Here is a 17,235-nt window from a genome sequence, read left to right as displayed (position 1 = left end):
TGCCAAGGTGTGGGTAGAAGTTGTTGCAGTAGACACGCTCGTGAATTGAATGGGAAACAATTCACTAATATATTATTTTCCTGATCTAGCAATAAATCCTATTTAATTTTTTTGGTGCGCTTTAAAACGCGCCAATTTAAGAGGCCTCCGTATTAGCGCATTTTGCCTTGTAACTGGCCTTTTACATAGTACTCAGAAGCCTGAAGATGGCCTGACTCAGAGTACCGTTTCCACTCCCCAAACCAGTAGAACTGGGCCCCATCGGGCCGGAGTACATACTTTGCCTTACCCTCCCGAGCGATTTGCCCAGTAGCGTAATAATAGGTTATAGCCAGTTGCTGGGGAGGCACACGCAAAAAACGCTCTTTGCGTTCAAGCTGCTGAGCTGGATTGTAGTAACGCCAGAGGCCTACGGGCCGCCCATGCCGGTAACGCCCTTGGTTAGCTAACTGCTTCTCGGCGACATCAAAGTATTCTTGCCAACGCCCATGGCGTTGCCCTTTAGCATCATGGTGGTTGTGGGCGTGGCTCAGCGGCCAAGAGGCGCACGAAGTAAGAAGATCACTCAAGACAAGCAGCACCCCCCTGCCCCTGCTGTGACAAACCGTTGAGTAAAGCTTACGGGGTAATTCTTCCAGTAGCATCATACAATTGAGTCATATTGATGATAGCGGAAGGTATAACTAATTATTTAGTTCTAACAGAATCTCCTCCATGAACTCTCGTGAGTTACTGAGGCGTGGTACTTTGTGCTGCCCCCCAAGCTTTCCTTTGTGGGCCAGCCACCGCTCAAACGTACCGGCTGGGGCAATAGTCAGGTATGGGGGCGTGAGGGCAATATCGCGGTGCCGTTTGGCATCGTAGTCGGAGTTGAGCTGGCGAAGGGTTTGATCCAGAATTTCGGCGAAATGGGTAGCATCGGTGGGAGCTTGCACAAACTCCAGCACCCACTGGTGGCCGCCGCGGGAAGTACCATTATCAGCTGCGAAATAGATGGGCGCCGCCGTAAAGTCGCGGATGGTAGCGCCCGTGGCCTGGCAGGCAGCAGCAACGGCGGCTTCGGCATTTTCTACCACAACCTCTTCCCCGAAGGCGTTTAAGAAGTGCTTCGTTCGGCCCGAAATCCGGATGCGGTAGGGCGCCAGACTGGTGAAGCGTACCGTGTCGCCGATTTTGTAGCGCCACAGGCCCGCGTTGGTGCTGATGATGACGGCGTAGCTGCGGCCAAGCTCTACGTCTTCTAGGCCTATGGCTTGCGGCTCGGGCTCATTCCACTGATCGGCGGGCAGAAACTCGTAATAAATCCCGTGGTTAAGCAGCAGGAGCATGTCCTCGGAGTTAGGCTCATCCTGGAACGCTAGGTAGCCTTCAGAAGCATTATAGATTTCAAGGTAGTGCATTTGCTCTCCCGGAATCATCTGCCGGAACAGCTCACGATACGGCCCGAAGGCAACGGCGCCGTGCAGGAAGAGGCCCAGGTTGGGCCACACTTCGCGTATGTTCTGCGCGCCGGCCAGCTCTACTACCCTTCTGATCAGCACAATCATCCAGGTGGGTACGCCGGCCAGCGTACGCACATCTACATGGCGCACGTGCTGGGCAATGCGCTCAATCTTCTCTTCCCACTCGTCAAGCAGAGCCAACTCCAAAGGTGGGGTGCGCACAAACTCAGCCCAGGCGGGCAGGTTCTGCATGATAAGTGCCGAGACGTCGCCTATCCGGGAGCCAGAGCCTTGTGCTCGGAAGGGGTTGGGCTGATGCGTACCGCCGAGAGAGAGGGTTTTGCCCCCGAAAATATCTACCCCCGGGTACAATGATGTAGCCACCGCCGACATATCCCGACCGGCGCGGTAATGCCCATCCTGCAACGACTCGCGCGTGACGGGAATGTACTTGCTGCGGGCATTTGTGGTGCCGCTACTCTTGGCAAACCACTGCACTGTGCCAGGCCACAATACATCCGCTTCTCCCTGCAGTACACGCTCCAGGTGCGGATACAAGTCTTCGTAGCTGCTAACGGGCACGCGCTGGGCAAACTCCCGCACCGAAGGTGCCTCTGCGTAGCCATACCGCTGGCCCCACTCTGTGTCGCGGGCGGTGCGCAGCAGGCTTGTCAGCAGGGCTTGCTGCACCTCATGCGGGTGCTGGCGGAAGTGTTCAATATCATCCAGGCGGCGCTGCACGGCCCACGTAAGAACGGTACTAATCACAGCGGCGGGAATAGGTAGGACATAGGAAGGAGGGCGAGAGTAGGGTTCTCTACCGCAGGTAGGGGCAGAAAGTTACTATAAATGCCATAGGCCTAGAACAGACGTTCCGGGCGGAACAAGCCATGTGGGTGACTACTAGTGAGTGGCTCCACTTGCTCGTTTCGTCCGGAACAATCGTTCTAGGCCTATAAGCAACCCTAAATCTTGCGCTTCAGCTCAAAATGTTTGCCCAGATATACTCGGCGTACCATCTCATCGGCGGCCAGCTCCTCGGCCGTGCCTGCTTTTAGAAGTTTGCCCTCGAAGAGCAGGTACGCCCGGTCTACGATGCTAAGCGTCTCGTTCACGTTGTGGTCGGTGATAAGGATACCGATGTTCTTGTGCTTGAGCTTGGCCACAATGCCCTGGATTTCCTCCACGGCAATGGGGTCAACGCCAGCAAAGGGTTCATCTAAGAGCACAAATTTGGGGTCTACGGCCAGGGCACGGGCAATTTCAGTGCGCCGCCGCTCACCTCCTGAGAGCACCCGGCCCAGGTTTTTGCGCACGTGGGTCAGGCTAAACTCGTTGAGCAGCTCTTCGGTTTTATCGCGCTGGGCCTGCTTTGAGAGGTCTGTCATTTCCAGCACTGAGAGGATGTTTTCCTCTACGCTTAGGTCACGAAACACGCTGGCCTCCTGAGCCAGGTAGCCAATGCCTAAACGAGCCCGCTTATAGATGGGCAGATGGGTAATTTCCTGGTCATCAAGAAAAATCCGGCCCTCGTTGGGCTTCACCATACCCACCGTCATGTAGAACGATGTGGTTTTACCGGCCCCGTTGGGCCCCAATAGGCCTACGATTTCGCCCTGCTCTACGTGCAGCGACATATCGTTCACCACTGTGCGCGACTTGTATTTCTTAACCAGGTGTTCGGCTCGTAAAATCATCGTAGCGCAAAGATAAATGAGGTGATGAGGTGAGTAGCGAAGAGGTGACGTAGTAACTAGACGAGGGGGGTAAAAAGCGACGCCTGTACCACTTCTCACCTTATCACTTCATCACTGCCTTACTTCATTACCCTTTCAATAACCCGTCCTGCAGGGCTTGCTGGGTGGGTGTGGGGGTTGGAACGGCTTCTACTATGTTTTTCACCTCCACATCAAACTCGCGCGGAGTGGCCTGTCGCTCTTGCTCAGGGCCGCTGGCGCCACTGCGAAATTTCACTCGCACTGGCTCAGCCGTTTTAGGCTCCACCAAGGGGCGCAGCAGCTTCTCGGCGGTTTGCATGTTTACGGCCTGCCCGTTTACGGCTACTATTACGTCACCTTCTTTCAGGCCAAAGGCATTTTCGTCGGCCTTGGTCTTCATGGCCCGGAACTGGTCTTTTTCCTGATCGTACCCGAAGCCAATGTTGCCGAAGGCTTTCACCTTGGCCTGGCCTACGGGGGCGTATACCCAGCCAATTTTACCAAGATACTCCGTGAGCGGCAGCGGTTCGGCGCCTATCACGTAGCGGTCAAAGAACTGCTGCACCTGCGGGTTGGTGAGGGCTACTACCTCCGGAATAAGCTGGCTGTCCTCAAAAGAACGGTCGGGGCCGTATTTTTCGCGCAGGGCCAGCAGTACGTCGCGCAGGGTCTGGCGGCCCTGGCTAAGCTCCCGGATGCGGATATCCAGCAGTAGGCCTATTAGGGCACCCTTCTCATACACGTTGTTGTACATGTCTTTGTAGGGCGTCTCCAGAATCTTGCGGCTCATTTCCGTGAACGACACATCCTGGAATTTCTGAGCCTTGTCAATTTTGTCCTTCATCCGCTCCCGGAACTCGTCGGGCGTAATCAAGCCCCCGCGCACCTGTACCAGCTGCGACACGTACTCCGTCACGCCCTCATACAGCCACAGGTGCTGCGACATTTTGGGGTTCTGGAAGTCAAACTCTCCAATTTCCTTGCTGTGGATGTTGAGGGGAGCTAGCATGTGCAGAAACTCATGCGAGGCCACTTCCAGCACCATGCTCCGCATACGGTCCGGGTCCGGAATCTCGGGCAAGAAGTAGAGCGAGGAATAGCTGTGCTCCATGGCCCCGTAGCCACCGTTTTTGCTGTTTAGCGGGGAGTTGAGGCCGGGGAAATACATCAGAAACTGGTACTTCGGCACCGGCATCTTGCCAAAAAACTTGGTCAGCGCCTCCGACATGGGCCGTAGCATTTCGCTCACCTGCGCGGCCTTCACTAGGCCACCCTCTGACAGCACAGCCACCGAAATGCGGGCACCGCCCGTGCTAAAGCTGGCCGTATCGGGCTTGTTGTAGAGCACCGGGCCGTCGGCTAAGGTCACGTAGCTGTTAGCCGTAAATACGTCCTTGGTGGGCGACTCGTGTCGCACATCAAGGGCAGAAGCGCCGTAGAAATCAGCGGGCTTTTGCACGCTTACCTGGTAGGGCTGCATCTTGTAGCCCTCCAGGTAGCCATAAAAACCATAGTGGTTAATGGTCACGTTGCGGCCGGCATCAATGTTAGTGCCGCCGGGCTGGAAGATGAAGGAATCGTCTTGCTTGGCGTCCCAGGTATCATCTACCAAGTACTCCAGGCGCACCAGGTTCTTAGCGTTATCGATGACGAAGAGGTTGGGGCCATTATTCTTCACCTTGAGCTGCTTGCCCTTGCTATCGAAGGCCTTGAAGCTGGTAACAAAGCGGCCATAATCCTTCTTGGAGTACGAGCCGGGCACCACCGAAGGCATCACGTAGGTAACCTGCGCCTCTTTCACCGGCGGCGTATTCACGACCACCTTCACGCGGTCGTTCTGAATATTCTGAAGGTCGAGAGAAATCTGATAACCGGCTGGCTGCTGGGCCTGCGCCGTACTAGCCACGGCCAAGCCTAGCCCCAAGGCCAGATAGAACGTTTTCATCAAGTAGTTGTAGGTAATGAATGAGGAGCTATAACGCCTAGTGCAAGGTACACATTGTGGCTGGCTAGTGGCCTGGCGGGCTTTCCAGACTTTCGCTGCTCTTGGGTGTGGTAGTTTATGCTAGCTTGTTGTCTGGCAACTCAAAGCCGGCGCAACTCATCAGGTAACCGCTATGAATTACAGGAAAATCAGTCGCGCCGTATTAGCCTTCTTATTCATTGGTGCGGGGGTTCTGCACTTTGTTAACCCCGCTCCTTTTGCACGCATTGTGCCTCCTTATTTGCCAGCCCCTCTCTTACTCGTGTATGTGAGCGGCCTGGCAGAACTGGCCGGTGGCCTAGGCCTCTTATTGCCCGCTACGCGGCGGGTAGCTGGTTACGGACTTATTGCCCTGCTAATAGCTGTATTTCCGGCCAACGTTTACATGCTGCAGGCACAAGGAGCGGGCATGGCGGTGCCCGTATGGGCCCTATGGGTGCGGCTACCACTGCAGCTAGTACTGCTTGCGTGGGTGTGGTGGAGTACTCGGCCAACCTTGCGCCGTTGAGCTAGGCCGCAACAGCCTCTACTCCCAACGAATGTCTTTTACCCTGAGCTGCAGCGTTTTTACGCCGCGGTACTCATTCATTTCCACGGTGTAGCACACGCTAAATGGCTGGCCCCGCTGGATTTCCTCTAAGTACTCGCCCAGCCCAAAACCAATGGCATCCACGGTGTGACGGCCATCCTGGGTGAGCGTGAGCTTGAGGTGAGAGTTACCCACAATACGAGCTGAGTCAGGCGTCACATACACCTTCTCCGACTCAAATACTGGGTTGGAATTACCGGGGCCGAAGGGCTCCATCTGCCGGAGCAAATTGAAGAAGCTGGGGGTAATGTCGCTGAGCTGTATCTTCTGGTCAATTTCTACCGGCGGAATCATCTGCTCGGGCAGAATGCGGCCGGCCACAATACGCTCAAACTTCTCGCGGAAGGCCGGCACATTCTCTACAGGCAGCGTGAGGCCGGCGGCGTACATGTGCCCTCCAAACTGATCAAGCAGCTCAGAGCACTCTTCAATGGCTTGGTGCACATCAAAGCCAATTACTGAGCGGGCCGAGCCAGTGGCTTTGCCGTTGCTCTCCGTCAGGATGATGGTAGGGCGGTAATACTTATCCAGGCAGCGCGAGGCCACAATACCTACCACGCCCTTGTGCCAGTCCTGCTTAAACAGCACGGTGGTACTGGCGGTGCGCAGCATGGCATCCTGTTCAATCATCTCCAGCGCCTCTTTGGTGATGCTGGTATCAAAGCCGCGGCGCTCTTGGTTGGTTTTGTCTACCACGCCTGCTTTTTCCTTGGCTTCCTCGGTGCTCTCAGCCAGCAGCATGGCCACCGAGCGCTTGGCGTCGCCCATGCGACCGGCAGCATTAATGCGCGGCGAAAAGCCGAATACCAAGCTGCTGATGTTGAGCTCAGCGTTCTGAATACCAGCCAACTCCCGCAAGGCGTCCAGCCCGGCCCGCTGAGGGTGTAGGCGGTCATTGAGCAGGCGCAGGCCGTGGTAGGCCAGGGTACGATTCTCCCCCACAATGGGCACAATGTCGGCGGCAATACTTACCGCTACCAAGTCTAGCAGCTCATGCAGCGGCTCTTCCGGGAACCCTTGGTTTTGGGTGAACGCCTGCATCAGCTTGAAACCCACGCCGCACCCCGATAGCTCTTTGAACGGATACGGGCAGTCGGCACGCTTGGGGTCCAGCACGGCTACGGCAGCGGGCAGCTCAGTGCCAGGTAAGTGGTGGTCGCAGATGATAAAATCAACACCCCGCTGGTTGGCGTAGGCCACCTTCTCCACGGCTTTCACGCCGCAATCGAGGGCAATAATCAGTTCGTAGTCATGGTCGGCGGCAAAATCAATACCGGCATCTGATACGCCATACCCTTCCTTGTAACGGTCAGGAATGTAGTAGTCAATACGCTCTGGCCCGAAGAAGGAGCGCAGGTAGCTGTATACTAGTGCTACTGAGGTGGTACCATCTACGTCGTAGTCGCCAAAAACCAGCACCTTCTCCCCCATATGCAGGGCCCGCACAAGGCGGTCAACGGCGCGGTCCATGTCGCGCATCAGTAGGGGGTCGGGCAGGGAGTCGAGAGACGGGCGGAAGTAAGCGCGGGCCTCCTCAAACGTACACACCTTACGCTGACACAGCAGGGAAATGATAGCCTCGTTGACGCGGAGAGCGTCGGCCAGGTGCCGGACTTTATCGGGGTCGGGCGCGGGCTTGCGAATCCATCTTTTTTCCATATTCTGCCGAGAGCCAACTGAGGGCTGTATCTTCAAAAGTACAAAGAAAAACGGCGCCTGCCGCGCCTATTTCTCTCTGCGAAATCTAGTTTCCGTAATTTCGCCGCTGCTAATTGCCTCTATCTCATCATGAAGAAACTCCACGAATTCTTTCAGCAATACCGCCAGTATATCCTCACTGACGGGCTGATGTATCTGGCGTTCTTCGTGATTTTAGGCCTGATGTTCCTGTTCTTTTCGTAAGCCGCTTTTGTCAGTGCGAGCAACGCGGTAAATCTGGGCAGTGACCTAGCTGCTAACCCAGAACCCTCGCCTCATTTGCAATAAGCAGGGATGAAGTGGCCTAGAGGGCGTCGCCGCGCAGCTTACGGAAGCGCTTGCGGGCCTCAGCCACATAGATGCTGCCGGGGAATTTCACCAACACCTGGTTGTAGAGCTGCTGGGCCTTCTCCCGGTCCTGCACATTATCCTCCAGAATACTAGCCGCCAAGAACAGAGCGTCATCGCTGAGCACATCATTCTTAGGGTTGGCGGTAATCTTCTCCAGGGTAGCCAGGGCGCCAGGATAGTCGCCGGTGCGGCGCTGCAGCTGGGCCTTCAGATACCACGATTCATCCTGCAGTGCGTGACCTGGATACTTCTGCAGCAGCGCATCAAGACCACGGAGGGCCTCCGGAATCTTGTTCTGAAATACCAGCTGCTCTACAGAAGCATAGTCACGCAGAGCCACGCCGGCGGTGTCCATAGCCGTATTATCCGTAATGAGCAGGCTGAGCTGCATAGCATCATTGGCAATTTCGCGACTGGTGGCCTGCTTTAGAATATCAAGATGGCTTTGAGCCAGCTTAAAGTCTCCGGCAAAGTAGCTTAGGCGAGCATTGCGCAACTTGGCATCATAGCCCAGCGGCGTATCCTTGTGCGACTTCTCTACCTGCGAGTAGAGCAGCGTAGCCTCCCAGGGCTCTCCCTGCAGCAGGAAGATATCGGCTAGGTCTATTTTGGCCTGATCTACCACATCCAGACTGGCCCGGGGCATGTTAATCACCTCGTTAAGAAGCTCGATTGCCTTCGGTTTCTGATCTAGTTGAAAGGCCAGTAAGGAGGCCATACTGCGCAGCACAGGGGCCGTTTCGGGAGTGCGGCCCAGGTCGGTGAGTACCTGCTGGTACTCTTGCAGCAGGCTCTGCAGCTGGGCCTGATTAATGGGGTACGTGTTGCGAACCTGCTCTTCCCGGGTTTGCACGAGGCGCTGGCGGGCAATAGCATACCACGGCGGCGCCTTATACTCCTGCACCACATACTCGTAGCCCTGAATAGCGCTTTCGTAGTCTTTGTTGCGGCGGGCAATTTCGGCCACGTCCAGCACACGCTGGCCATCGGTGTGGCTGCGGCGGTCCAAGGCTTTGGCTTGTACCAGAGCCCCTGTGAAGTCGTGGCGCTGCACCTGCAGCCACAGCAGCAACTCGCTGTACACGGTACGGTCGGGGTTTTTCTGCACTAGGCCTAGCAACTCCTTTTCCAGGGCCGCAAAGTCTTTGTCATCCTGAATACTGTTCTGGAGCATGTTGCGCACGAAGGGCAACTGCCGCTCATCATCCTGCACTAGGCGCAGGGTTTCCACCATAACCTTGCTCTGCTGGCCGGCTTGGGTGTAAAGCTGAATGAGCTGGGGGGCATATTCCGTTTCGTTGTTAGCTAGCTCGCGGCCGCGCAGGTAGGCGCGCACTGCCCACTCCGGCTGACTGGCTCGCTGAAACTCCGCCGCCACTGGCACTACCTGCGCGGTAGTCAACTGGCCTACCACCCGCTCAAACTGCTTCTGGCTGGCGGCTTCATCCCCGGCTTTCATATATCCCAGGCCCAGCGCCACGCCCAGCAACGGGTCGTCGGGGCGCTGGCGCTGGGCGCGCTTAATTAGCTTCTCGGCATCCTTATAGCGCTTCAATGCCTGCAGCGAGGACAGGTAGTCGGGCAGCACGTTAGCGGCCGTCTGCTCATCGTTGCGTAGCCGCCCGAACAGGTATACCGCTTTCTCATTTTCCCCTTTGCGCACATACTCGCGGGCCAGGCTAATGGCACTTCCCTCCGGCTCCTGCTGAGCGTGCAACGGAGCGGCGGCGGTTAAGAGAACAACGGAAAGCAGAACAGGACGAAGGCAGCGCATACAAAGAAGATATTCAGCAGCAACGGGCCGCAGCCCAGATTCATTTCAAGATACGCAGGAAATCTATGGGGCTTGGTTACAAAACCTCCTCCCCCTGGCTGGTTCAGCCCGGCCTCTGATCCACAACAACGGGCCAGGCCAATCAATAGCTGCATCAGGCGCACAGGCATGGTACCCCACGCATAAAAAAAGAGCCGCACCTTCTGGTGCGGCCCTTTTGCTTATCCAGGCTTGACTTAAAGAGTGGCCTAGAAGAATTTGGTGCGGTTGTCTTTCACGTTGGCGTGAGCCTTCACAGCCTCATAGATCAAGCCATCTGCCCGAGCGGTGCGCTGAGCCGTCAGCTGCTGACGAACTGCTTTCACATCGGTATTGGTGGTTGGCTTCTGCACGCTCACGGGCTCTACAATGAGTACCCCCTGCTCGCCCTGGAAAGGAGCCGATTTCTGGCCGGGCTTCAGGCCGAAGGCTTTACCTACTGCCAGGGGCTCGTTGCCGAGGCCGGGCAATAGACCCGTTCCCAGCGTTACGTTATCGGCGGTTTTTACCTGGGCATTGCTGCCGTAGGCCTGAGCAATTTGCTCCAGTGTGCCCTTCGAAGCATTCAGCTTCTTAATGATCTGCTCGGCCTTGAGGTCGTTGCGCACTAGCGCCGATACTTCAGGTTTTACGCTGGCAACGTCGGCGGTGCCTTTGTTACGCTCACCGGTTAATACGGCAATTACGTACTGGTCACCGATTTCGAACACCTCCGATACGTCGCCGATTTTGGTTTCAGCGCCACCCTCGGGGTTCACACCGTAGGCCCAACGTACCAGCTGACGAGCACCCTGTAGGTTGTTCACTGACTGGTCGCCGCGGCCGATGCCTTTGGCCTCAACTTTCTGCACGCTCTTGTCTTTGGCAACTGCATCACGGAACGACTTGATATCGGCCGCTTCCCCTTTCAGCTGCTGCGCCTTCTGGTAAGCGGCGTCACGTGTAGCGTCGGTGGGCTGAATGGACTTCTGCACGGCAGCCACTTGGTAGGTCTGCGTGGTTTTAGGAGCCGTGATCTTGATGATGTGGTAGCCGAACGAGGTCTTTACCGGAGCGGGCAGCAGGCCCGTTGAAGTAGCGCCAAATACGGCCTTCTCAAACTCAGGCACCATGCGGCCTTCCTGGAACCAGCCCAGGTCGCCGCCGGTAGCGGTGGTGCCATCGGTACCGTACTGGCGAGCCATGGCGGCAAAGTCAGCACCTCCTTTGATTTTGTTCAGAATATCGGTGGCTTTGGCTTTGGCAGCAGCATCAGCCTCGGGCGTAGTACCCTCGGGCTTGATGAGGATGTGGCTGGCGCGGGCAGCGGCCTGCGCCCCTGCTTTTTGATTCATAACCTTGAACAGCGAATAGGTGCCATTCTCAGCGAAGGGGCCATATACTTTACCTACCTGCAGAGGCAGCTGGTTGCGCAGCTTCTCGGGCATATCGGCCGGTGAGAGGTAAGCACCATTGAAGGGCTGGTCAGAGTTCAGCTTAACGAATAGCGAGTCATTAGGAGCCGTAGTGAACTGGGTAGCCAGCTCATCGATGTTTTTGCGTACGGCGGCGCTGTCCTCTACTGAAGCGGAAACGGGAATGGTTACGTACTCAATGTCGCGGCCATCCTCCACTTTGTAGCGGCCTTTGTTTTTGTCGATGTAGGCCTGAATTTGCTCATCAGTCACTTTCACGCTCGAGTCCGAAACGGTGAAGTACGGCACCAGCAGGTAACGCAGGCTAGCCTTAGTGTTCTGAGCCTCATCAAAGCGCTTGGCTTCGGCGGAGGTTACGTAGGTGCTCTGCTTGATCAGGTTATTATACTTGATAGCCAGACGCTCGGGGCTCAGGTTGGCTTCAAACGAGCGGAAGGCATCCTGGTTCTGGGGGGGCATCTTGTCGAGGTTGCGCAGGTACTCGATAACCTTCATCCGATCAAACTGACCAGTCTGCGGATCGGTGAAAGCCTGACGAATGCTGGGGTGAGGATTTTCGCCCTGCACCATATCGGTGAGTTCCTCATCTGAAACCTTCAGGCCTAGCTTATCAAACTCTTTCTGAAAGGCAATCCGGTACAGGATCTGGTTCCAAGCCTGGTCCCGCAGGTAGCCCATGGCATTTTCGTCGGGCTGGCGGCCTTGCTGGGCAATGAACCCCTGCTTGGCCTGCTCCAAGGCAGCATTGAAGTCTTCGTACTCCACCTTCTCACCGGCTACTTCGCCTACTACGCGGTCATTGCCACCAAAAAGACTGTTGCGACCATAAAGGAAGTCTCCCCCCAGCATGAAGAGCAGTAGGCCAATGATAATGGCCCCGACTGCCCAGCCCGATTTTTCGCGAATCGTGTTAATTAATGCCATTTACTTGAAAAAAAGCACAGGTAGAAAGGTGATTGAGGTGCAAAATAACCAGAATACCGCGGACATTCAAAGCTGAGCTCCGAACGAGTGGCCTGGCGAAGCCCCGAAACGGAAGCCACTGAGAAGCAGACAAGAAGAATCTGGAAATAATTGCCGGTTCAGGCAAATCAAACGACCTCATTTCGCTGGTTAGCAGAGGCTCCAACGCAATGAGGTCGTTTGTTGGTTAAAGGCAGCCGGGTGCCACCCCCGCTATTTTTTATTTTTCTTTTTTGACTTTGCCTCAGCCTTTGCTGCTGCTTTAGCGGCGGCTTCGGCTTCGGCTTCGGCTACTGCCTCTTTGTGCCGTTGCTTAAGGTAGCGGTAGTAAATAATGGCCCCGAAGGAAATCATGTAGAGCCAGTAGTTGTGATACAGCCCATCCATCTTCCCTTCTACCAGTGTTTGGTAGGTGGCTATTACGAAGGTAAAGATGGCCACCGTAAACAGTAGCGTACGCTCAATGCCGGGGTCCCAGAAACGTTTCATGCAGCAGAGTTAACGGTTTGATTCAGGGGCTTTGGTAGCCGGGGCAGTTGCGGTAGGGTCAACGGCAAATACCCCCGTAGGAGTCATGATAGTGTAGCGTGAAAAATCCTGGTTGGCAGTCAGGCCGCGGCCAGTAAGCCTTTCTGTGGGCGTCGTAACGCGCACTTCCGTTTCTTTCTCCGTGTAAATCAGTGCTCTGTTTTTGTCGTAGAACGCTTCTTCGGTGTTCATCCGCTGCTGCTTCTCTACGTTGGTGACCTGCACATCACCCCGCACGATGTAGAGGTTTTTGGTTTTATCCAGCTTGCCGTAGTTGCCCTTGATGGTGTTTACTACTGTGCTGCCATCCTTAGCGAGAAAAGTGAGGTTTACCCCTTTAGGATACACCTGGTCGCCATTCTCAAAAATCTGCTCCAGCGGGGCCTTCAGCCGCAGGCGCAGTTGGGCTGAGTCGCTCATGAGGGTGAGCACGTTGGTTGTTTCCAACATGGGCCCTTCATACTTGACCTTTTTCTTCTGAATTTCCTCCTCCTGCTTCTGACAGCTCATCAGTCCGCCAACTACCAGACTGTAGGCCAGTAGTTGTTTTCCCAGCCGTTTCATACCTCGGTTACTCAATCTTGCGCTTCAGGAACCAGCGGTTGTTGAGCGTTACGCCCAACTGCATCTTCACGTAGTTTTCCTTTACGTTACGCTCTACGTTGCCATCGGCCAGCGTACGAGAGTCGGTGTTGCCGCGCTGCCCATACTGGAAGCCCAGACTGATAGTTGTAGCCTCAAGCGGAGTGGCAGTAGGCAGCGGTAAGGCAAACCCCCAGCTCACGGAACGATCATAGAGTGTTTTGCCACCGGGCCGGTAAGGCAGTTGAGCCATGTTCAGGCCCATGCGGTAGGTTACCCGGCTAAAGTAATTGTCTACCGCGGTGGCATCGGGGGTTAGCTCACCGCCCAGGCCTACCCGGTAGGTGTCGCTGAGCAGCACGCCCGAAGAGCCGCCGGCCTCGTTGAAGGCCCGGAACTTCGACCACTCCTGCCGTGAGCCATCGAGGTTCACGCTCCAATTTTTGTTGTTGTCGAGGCTGATGCCTACCTGCGTTAGAGCAGGCACGGTAGCTTTGCCCTTCTTTTCGGTCTCAACCTGCAGCGAAGAAACCGCCACTCCTTCTATGGTCTCACGGTTCAGCGAAATAGTCCGCTCGCCATCGATGTTAGACTGGAAGCTATATACCCCACCTAAGTTGAAATTCACTTTATCCGTAATCTTGCCCCGGTAGTGCGCCGCCCCCCGAAACGTAAAGTCGGAGTAATGCACATGCTGCAGATAAATGTTGCGGTCGGTGTTTGAGGTAGTAGAAGTTGAGCTAAGGATTACGGTGCCTGCCTGCTGATCAATGCTGCCAAAAACATAGCCTGCTGAGGCCCCCAGGGTAAGCCCCTTGGCAATCTTAACCGCGTGGCTGGTATATGCTTCTGCCAGGCCACCGCTGCCCTTGTACTGGTTCTGCGCTAATGCAGTCGGCTCACCCTCTACCGTGGCCGTAGTGTTCGATTCGTAATCAACGGTGCTGTAGGGTTTGAGGCCTACAGCACCAGCCCACCGGCTGTTAATTGGTAGTGATAATGCCAGGTAGCCTAAGTTGGCAGAGCCTGTTCGCTGGGAGCTAACTGCGTTGCGCAGGGTTTTTACCTGAGCCGAGTAGCCTGCCTCAAACGTAGTACGAGAAGTATAGAACAGCAGGGCTGGGTTTAGCTCGTTGACGTTAACATTGTTGGGAGCGGCAATACCTACTCCGCCCATGCTCAGCTGCCGGACGCCGCCCAGGTTGCTGTTCGCATCGCCGAGGCCGAGGCGTGAATACGGCGAGTTCCCGAGGCCCTGCCCGTGTACCGACGAAGCTGCCAGGAGGCCGAGCAGCGAAAGACCACCAGCGAGGCCGGCGAAATTAGGTTGAGACATGGTGTACTAAAATTCGGTGAAGCCCCATTAGCACGAGCTCCGGTATGACAAAGATAGAGCCTTTCAGCCGGGCATGGAAAAAAGCCGCATCGCCCCCGGCCAAGACCACCGCCAGGCCCGGGTAGTGAGCTCGATATTCCTCCACCATTCCCCTGACTTCTGCCGCCGCGCCGTTCAGCACGCCGCTTCGTATCGCCGACAAAGTGTCGTCGCCGGTGAGGGTAATAGGTAATGTAGGGTCAGCGGGCCGCTCTACTAACGGCAGGCGGCCGGTAAACGTGTGCAAGGCCTGAAACCGCATGGCCAAACCCGGCGAGATGCTTCCACCCCGGAAAATACCCGCCGCTTCCACTAAGTCGCACTTAATGGCGGTGCCAGCATCCACAATGAGCACGTTGCGGCCTGGTAACAGCCACGCCGCGCCTACGGCCGCCGCCAGCCGGTCGGCGCCCAGCGTCTGCGGCGTGGCATACCCATTCTGGATGGGAAGCGGGGTGGTAGCCGGGAGAAACTCCAGTGCTAGGCCAGGTAGCAATGCTTGCAACTCAGCTGCCCAAGCAGCAGTAGGTTCTGCCACCGAGGCCACAATGGCGTGTTCGGGCTGCAAACGCTTAAGTGCTGCCCGCACCTGATCTGGCGTTTGATGCGTGGCCGTTTCCACCAGCACATCCTCCTGGAAGCATCCATACTTCACAGCCGTGTTGCCAATATCTAGGGAAAAGGTACGCAAGGAGGAGTGGTGTGGGTTGGATTAGGCTAATTCACAAAAATGGTGAAGCTATGATGCACGGCAGGAGAAAGGTGGCGTTCAGGCTGAACTACAACTTCTCTCCTACCATACTTCACAACTTCACCATTTAGAGCCACCCGCTGAGCGGGTGGTTGCGTGCTTACATAAAATACTTCAGACGAATTACTTCTTTCTCAGAAAGGAAGCGCCATTTACCACGGGGCAGGTCTTTCTTGGTCAGGCCAGCGTACTGCACCCGGTCCAGAGAAACTACATCGTATCCTAAGTGCTCAAAGATGCGGCGCACAATGCGGTTCCGGCCAATGTGGATTTCAATGCCCACGAAGTGTGGATTGCCGGCTACTACAGCTACGTCATCTACCTCTACTCTCCCATCTTCCAGCTCCAAGCCAGCAGCAATCTGCCCAAGGTGCTCTTCGGTCAAAGGCTTATCGAGCTCTACCTGGTAAATTTTCTTGTTGCGGTGCGATGGGTGCGAAAGCTTCTGCGCCACCTCACCATCATTGGTGAAGAGGATCAGGCCCGTGGTGTTGCGGTCAAGGCGGCCTACGGGGAAAATACGCTCTTTGGAAGCACCTGCCACCAGCTCCATCACCGTCCGGCGGCCTTCTGGATCCTCCGTGGTGGTGATAAAGTCTTTGGGCTTATTGAGCAGCACGTATACCAATTTCTCACGGTTGAGGTTGGTCTTGCCATACTGCACCGTATCGGTGGGCTTCACTTTGTAACCCATCTCGGTTATTACTTCTCCGTTCACTTTAATCTCACCGGCTGCAATCAGCGAGTCGGCTTCCCGGCGCGAGCAGATGCCTGCATTGGCGATGTAGCGGTTCAGGCGCGTCTCATCATTCTGCGAGTCGTCCTCTTCCCGACGGCGCTTGTTGCCGCGGGTTTTGTCTTCCTCATAGAACTTCAGATTCTTATAGTCGGGAGCCTGGCCGGCTACCTCTCCCCACTTGCGCTTGCCAGCCTGGTTCGAGTCTAACTCGCGGCCGGTACGCTTGTTGGTCGTGCGCTCCGAACGGTCGCCATAAGGCCGGGCTGGGCGTTCTTCCCGACGGTCGTTGAAACGCTTCTCACCGGCCCCGCGGTTGTCCCGGTCACCGAAGCTACCTGGCCTAGCGGGCCGTTCATCGCGGCGGTCAGCGTTGAAGCTGCTGGGGCGGGCGGTGCGCTTCTCTCCGAAGCTGCCACCACCAAAGCCACCTTCTTTCCGCTCACCGTAAGGGCGCTGGCTAAAGCCGCCCTCGCGGCGCGGCTCCGAGCGCTCTTCCCGCGGAGCAAAGCCTTCGCGGCGGGGTGCCCGCTCTTCCGAGTCTAGCTCATCGGGGCGGCCACGGAAATCGAACGGACGAGCAGGACGTATCTCCCGGTCAGGGCCACTGCCATAGTCGCGGGTAGGAGCCGCTGGCTCTTCACGCGGCTGGAAGCGGTCAGCCTGCGGGGCATCCTGCTCGAAGGGGCTTTTCTTGTTAAACTTGCGGTTACGCTCCCCAGCTCCGCCACGGGGTACGGTGGGCTTGCCTTCCTGGCGGTAAGGCTGGCCAGGCCAGTTAGCCTTGGGCTCATAGGCGCGGGCCGGCCGCTCATCACGGCGGTCATTATCACGCTCAAAGCGACCTTCGCGGCGGTCATCAAAACGGCGCGGGGCATCGCGGTCAAAAGACCGTTGGGGGCGGTCGTTGCCGTACTCACGGTTACCATATGGGCGAGAGCCGCCACCGCTGGGCCGGCCTTCGCCGCCGCGGTTAAAGCCCCCATTGCCTCCCGTTGAGTTAAACTTCTTGGGCCCGCCAAAGCCAGAGCCACTGTTGCCAAATTTCTTGGGGCCGCCGTAGCTGTTGCCACGGGGGGCGTCGCCAAAGCGTGGGTTACCGCCGGTGGGGCGGTCGTCGCGGTTGCGACCCGCGCCACCAGATTTGCGGAAGCCCTCAGGGCTGCTGGAGCTGCCCGAAGGACGATAACTTGAGCGGCCGCTGCGGCCTGGCGTTTCGCCGGAGTTGTGTTGCTTACCCATGAGTAAAAGCATGTGTTCCGTATCGCTACGGTACGAGTGAAAATTCAA

General features: G+C 56.4%; 13 protein-coding genes. 1 reads left to right on the top strand and 12 read right to left on the bottom strand.

Annotated elements, in window-relative coordinates:
* Nucleotides 1–152: 152 nt before the first annotated feature.
* The 4 genes from HMJ29_RS07715 to HMJ29_RS07700 form a co-directional block, all read right to left on the bottom strand.
* A complete protein-coding gene (locus HMJ29_RS07715) occupies nucleotides 153–569 on the bottom strand; it encodes a toxin-antitoxin system YwqK family antitoxin (RefSeq protein WP_171590941.1) in 417 nt (138 codons plus the stop codon).
* A 114-nt stretch (nucleotides 570–683) separates the two neighbouring features.
* On the bottom strand, nucleotides 684–2,210 hold the full coding sequence (locus tag HMJ29_RS07710) for a GH3 auxin-responsive promoter family protein (protein ID WP_171590940.1): 1,527 nt from the start codon (nucleotides 2,208–2,210) through the stop codon (nucleotides 684–686).
* 197 nt (nucleotides 2,211–2,407) lie between these two features.
* On the bottom strand, nucleotides 2,408–3,139 hold the full coding sequence (gene lptB, locus HMJ29_RS07705; protein WP_171590939.1) for an LPS export ABC transporter ATP-binding protein: 732 nt from the start codon (nucleotides 3,137–3,139) through the stop codon (nucleotides 2,408–2,410).
* Nucleotides 3,140–3,266: 127 nt separating this feature from the next.
* Nucleotides 3,267–5,105, bottom strand: coding sequence for a M61 family metallopeptidase (locus HMJ29_RS07700; protein ID WP_171590938.1), 1,839 nt, complete (start codon nucleotides 5,103–5,105; stop codon nucleotides 3,267–3,269).
* Between the two features lie 172 nt (nucleotides 5,106–5,277).
* Here HMJ29_RS07700 and HMJ29_RS07695 point away from each other — a divergent pair, with 172 nt between their 5' ends.
* Nucleotides 5,278–5,652 carry a DoxX family protein gene (locus tag HMJ29_RS07695; RefSeq protein ID WP_171590937.1) on the top strand — a complete coding sequence of 125 codons (375 nt, stop codon included), beginning with the start codon at nucleotides 5,278–5,280 and terminating at the stop codon, nucleotides 5,650–5,652.
* Between the two features lie 18 nt (nucleotides 5,653–5,670).
* Here HMJ29_RS07695 and recJ read toward each other — a convergent pair whose 3' ends face one another.
* From recJ to HMJ29_RS07655, 8 genes are all read right to left on the bottom strand, one after another.
* Nucleotides 5,671–7,392: a single-stranded-DNA-specific exonuclease RecJ gene (recJ, locus tag HMJ29_RS07690; protein ID WP_171590936.1), complete on the bottom strand. Its 1,722-nt coding sequence runs from the start codon at nucleotides 7,390–7,392 to the stop codon at nucleotides 5,671–5,673.
* Nucleotides 7,393–7,735: 343 nt separating this feature from the next.
* Complete coding sequence (locus tag HMJ29_RS07685) at nucleotides 7,736–9,556, bottom strand: tetratricopeptide repeat protein (RefSeq protein WP_171590935.1); 1,821 nt, start codon at nucleotides 9,554–9,556, stop codon at nucleotides 7,736–7,738.
* 248 nt (nucleotides 9,557–9,804) lie between these two features.
* Nucleotides 9,805–11,934 (bottom strand): peptidylprolyl isomerase, encoded by a 2,130-nt coding sequence (locus tag HMJ29_RS07680; protein ID WP_171590934.1) that lies wholly within the window; start codon nucleotides 11,932–11,934, stop codon nucleotides 9,805–9,807.
* A 252-nt stretch (nucleotides 11,935–12,186) separates the two neighbouring features.
* Nucleotides 12,187–12,462, bottom strand: a complete 276-nt coding sequence (locus HMJ29_RS07675; RefSeq protein ID WP_171590933.1) for a hypothetical protein — start codon at nucleotides 12,460–12,462, stop codon at nucleotides 12,187–12,189.
* Nucleotides 12,463–12,471: 9 nt separating this feature from the next.
* Nucleotides 12,472–13,065, bottom strand: a complete 594-nt coding sequence (lptC, locus tag HMJ29_RS07670) for an LPS export ABC transporter periplasmic protein LptC (protein ID WP_171590932.1) — start codon at nucleotides 13,063–13,065, stop codon at nucleotides 12,472–12,474.
* Between the two features lie 7 nt (nucleotides 13,066–13,072).
* On the bottom strand, nucleotides 13,073–14,419 hold the full coding sequence (gene bamG, locus HMJ29_RS07665) for a BamG family beta-barrel-assembly machinery protein (RefSeq protein ID WP_171590931.1): 1,347 nt from the start codon (nucleotides 14,417–14,419) through the stop codon (nucleotides 13,073–13,075).
* Entirely contained in the window at nucleotides 14,406–15,149 is a 744-nt protein-coding gene (locus tag HMJ29_RS07660) for a type III pantothenate kinase (RefSeq protein WP_171590930.1), read from the bottom strand. The genes bamG and HMJ29_RS07660 overlap by 14 nt, the downstream gene beginning before the upstream one ends.
* A gap of 160 nt (nucleotides 15,150–15,309) precedes the next feature.
* Nucleotides 15,310–17,187 (bottom strand): pseudouridine synthase, encoded by a 1,878-nt coding sequence (locus tag HMJ29_RS07655; protein ID WP_171590929.1) that lies wholly within the window; start codon nucleotides 17,185–17,187, stop codon nucleotides 15,310–15,312.
* Nucleotides 17,188–17,235: the final 48 nt, after the last annotated feature.

Source organism: Hymenobacter taeanensis, assembly GCF_013137895.1.
In the GTDB taxonomy this organism is placed as follows: Bacteria; Bacteroidota; Bacteroidia; order Cytophagales; family Hymenobacteraceae; genus Hymenobacter; species Hymenobacter taeanensis.
The sequence above is the reverse complement of the archived record's forward strand: the minus strand, read 5'-3'. Positions and strand labels throughout refer to the sequence as shown.

What these genes read in the sequence shown, in the direction of transcription:
- lptB (WP_171590939.1), bottom strand. Translation starts at nt 3,139, where the DNA reads ATGATTTTACGAGCCGAACACCTGGTTAAGAAATACAAGTCGCGCACA.
- HMJ29_RS07700 (WP_171590938.1), bottom strand. Translation starts at nt 5,105, where the DNA reads ATGAAAACGTTCTATCTGGCCTTGGGGCTAGGCTTGGCCGTGGCTAGT.
- HMJ29_RS07695 (WP_171590937.1), top strand. Translation starts at nt 5,278, where the DNA reads ATGAATTACAGGAAAATCAGTCGCGCCGTATTAGCCTTCTTATTCATT.
- recJ (WP_171590936.1), bottom strand. Translation starts at nt 7,392, where the DNA reads ATGGAAAAAAGATGGATTCGCAAGCCCGCGCCCGACCCCGATAAAGTC.
- HMJ29_RS07685 (WP_171590935.1), bottom strand. Translation starts at nt 9,556, where the DNA reads ATGCGCTGCCTTCGTCCTGTTCTGCTTTCCGTTGTTCTCTTAACCGCC.
- HMJ29_RS07680 (WP_171590934.1), bottom strand. Translation starts at nt 11,934, where the DNA reads ATGGCATTAATTAACACGATTCGCGAAAAATCGGGCTGGGCAGTCGGG.
- HMJ29_RS07675 (WP_171590933.1), bottom strand. Translation starts at nt 12,462, where the DNA reads ATGAAACGTTTCTGGGACCCCGGCATTGAGCGTACGCTACTGTTTACG.
- lptC (WP_171590932.1), bottom strand. Translation starts at nt 13,065, where the DNA reads ATGAAACGGCTGGGAAAACAACTACTGGCCTACAGTCTGGTAGTTGGC.
- bamG (WP_171590931.1), bottom strand. Translation starts at nt 14,419, where the DNA reads ATGTCTCAACCTAATTTCGCCGGCCTCGCTGGTGGTCTTTCGCTGCTC.
- HMJ29_RS07655 (WP_171590929.1), bottom strand. Translation starts at nt 17,187, where the DNA reads ATGGGTAAGCAACACAACTCCGGCGAAACGCCAGGCCGCAGCGGCCGC.